The sequence below is a fragment of the Streptomyces sp. YS-3 genome, assembly GCF_045257485.1.
Lineage (GTDB): Bacteria > Actinomycetota > Actinomycetes > Streptomycetales > Streptomycetaceae > Streptomyces.
Genome location: NZ_JBJHPC010000896.1, coordinates 1 through 1,903, shown reverse-complemented (window position 1 = coordinate 1,903; position 1,903 = coordinate 1). Strand labels below are relative to the sequence as shown.

The 1,903-nt window shown below is 73.4% G+C and carries 1 protein-coding gene; it reads left to right on the top strand.

From position 1 onward, the window contains the following. The coding region (locus ACJA3G_RS36040) for an ABC transporter ATP-binding protein (protein WP_406557244.1) at positions 1 to 1,855 on the top strand (1,855 nt) is incomplete at its 5' end. Positions 1,856 to 1,903: the final 48 nt, after the last annotated feature.

Genomic DNA, 1,903 nt, shown 5'->3' with positions numbered 1-1,903 from the left:
CCCTGTCCCGCCGCCCCCGCCCGCGGAGATCACCTTCTCGGGGCACTACGGGAAGAACCCGCTGGGCGGGGCCTCGTTCCGGCAGATGTGCGGGCGGCTGCCGTCCGTGCTGGGGCAGACCTGCCGGATGGCGTGGCGGATCGACCGCACCTCCGTGCTGCTCCTGCTGGTCTGCCAGGTGGTGACCGGGGTCGCGGCGGCGGTGCTGCTGGGCGCCACGGCCCGCGCCATGGCGCCGATCCTGGGCGGGGGCCGGGCGGCCGACCGGATCGACGCGGCGTTACCGGCGCTGGTGGTGATCGCCGTCGCGGCCTCCGTCGCGCGCGTGACCGCAGCGCTCGCGTCGTACGCGGAGGGCAGGATCACCCCGCCGCTGACGACGGCGGCCGACGCCGACCTGGTCGAGGCGGTGTGCCGGGTGGAGGCCGCCGCGTACGGCCAGGAGGGGTTCGCGGACCGCCAGGAGGCGGCCGAGATGGGGGTGATGCGCACCAATCTGATGGTGCGCGACGCGGAGCAGTTCATGGCGGCGGTGATCCGTATGGTCGCGGCGGCGGGCGTCCTCGCGGTGCTGCACCCCCTGATGCTCGCCCTGCTCCTGCTGGCGGTGCTGCCCGCCGGGACGGGCGCCGTGATGTCGGCGCGCGTCGACTACGAGACGCACTACGCCAATGTGGGCGACCGCAACGTGCGCGGGATGATGCGCTGGTGGGTGACCACGCCGAAGCTCGCGGACGAGGTGCGGGCCAACGGTATGACCGCCTACCTGATGTTCTGGTACCGCTCCCTGTCCGAGCGCATCGACCGGCGCACCCTCGCGATGGCGCCCCGGCTGCTGCGGATCGACCTGGTCACCTCGGCGCTGGGGGGCGCCTTCCTCCTCGCCACCTGGGCCACCCTGGCGTGGCTCGCCGTCACCGGCCGGGTCGAGCTGGGGGTGGCGGCGACGGCCGTGGTCGCGGTGCGGAGCTCGCTGGGGGCCCTGTCGCAGGTCGTCGCCAACGGGGCGGCGATGTTCCACACCAGCCTGTACCTGGCCGACATGCGCGCGTTCCTCGACTTCGCGGCCGAACGCGCCCCGAGACGGGGCGCGTTGACCGCTCCGGAGCAACCGGAGGAGATCCGGCTCGACGAGGTCGTCTACCAGTACCCCAACAAAGAGGCCCCGGCCGTGGACCGCGTCTCGCTCACCCTGCGCCGGGGCGAGGTCGTCGCGGTGGTCGGCGAGAACGGCTCGGGCAAATCCACCCTCACCCGTCTGATCACCGGCCTCTATCTGCCCGACAAGGGCCGCGTGGTCTGGGACGGTGTCGACCTGGCCACGGCCGACCCCGAGACGGTGTGGCGGCGCACCGGTCTGGTCCCGCAGTTCTTCGGCCAGTGGCCGCTGGCCGTACGGGAGAACGTCACCCTGGGCCAGCCGCGCACCCCCCACGACGCCCCGGTGTGGGACGCGGTGGACGCGGTGGGGATGCGCACGGCCGTGGAGGAGTTGCCGCACGGGCTCGACACGCTGCTGGCCCGGGAGCTGTGGGGCGGCAGCGAACTCTCCGGCGGCCAGTGGCAGCGCCTGGCCTGCTCCCGCGCGCTCTACCGCCGGCCGCCGGTGCTGATCCTGGACGAGCCGACGTCGGAGATGGACGCGCGCGGCGAGCACCGGATGTTCACGGTCCTCAAGGAAATGGCCCGCGACCGCATCACGATCGTCGTCACCCACCGCATCGAGAACACCCGTACGGCGGACCGGATCGTGGTGATGGAGCGGGGCCGCATCACCGAACAGGGCACCTTCGAGGACCTGTTGCACTCGGGGGGCCTGTTCAGCGAGCTGCACGCCCTGTCGCAGGACCGCTAGGAGCCGGGCGGGGGCCGCCTTCGGTCCCGGGGGGCTGCCCGCCCACCC